This is a genomic window from Burkholderia sp. BCC1988 (assembly GCF_905339895.1).
Taxonomy (GTDB): domain Bacteria; phylum Pseudomonadota; class Gammaproteobacteria; order Burkholderiales; family Burkholderiaceae; genus Burkholderia.
Genome location: NZ_CAJPHA010000090.1, coordinates 1 through 367, shown reverse-complemented (window position 1 = coordinate 367; position 367 = coordinate 1). Strand labels below are relative to the sequence as shown.

The 367-nt window shown below is 68.4% G+C and carries 1 protein-coding gene; it reads left to right on the top strand.

What is annotated here, in order from left to right; translation table 11 throughout:
• Nucleotides 1-367 (top strand): ATP-binding cassette domain-containing protein (locus tag U4012_RS35690; protein ID WP_321804594.1); only part of this gene is annotated, 367 nt, incomplete at both ends.

Sequence of the window (367 nt, the reverse complement as noted above, 5' to 3'; positions counted from 1 at the left end):
GAAGACGGGCATCGCGCGCACGTTCCAGAACATCCGCCTGTTCGGCGGGATGACGGCGCTGGAGAACGTGATGGTGGGCCGCCACGTGCGGACCAAGCACGGGCTGCTCGGCGCGGTGTTCCAGACGCCGGCCGAGCGCCAGGAAGAACGCGAGATCAAGGAACGCGCGATCGAGCTGCTCGAGTACGTCGGCGTGCTGCAGTACGCCGACTACACGTCGCGCAACCTGTCGTACGGCCACCAGCGCCGTCTCGAGATCGCGCGCGCATTGGCGACCGACCCGAAGCTGCTCGCGCTCGACGAGCCGGCGGCCGGGATGAACGCGACCGAGAAGGTCGAGCTCACGCGCCTGCTCGACAAGATCCGC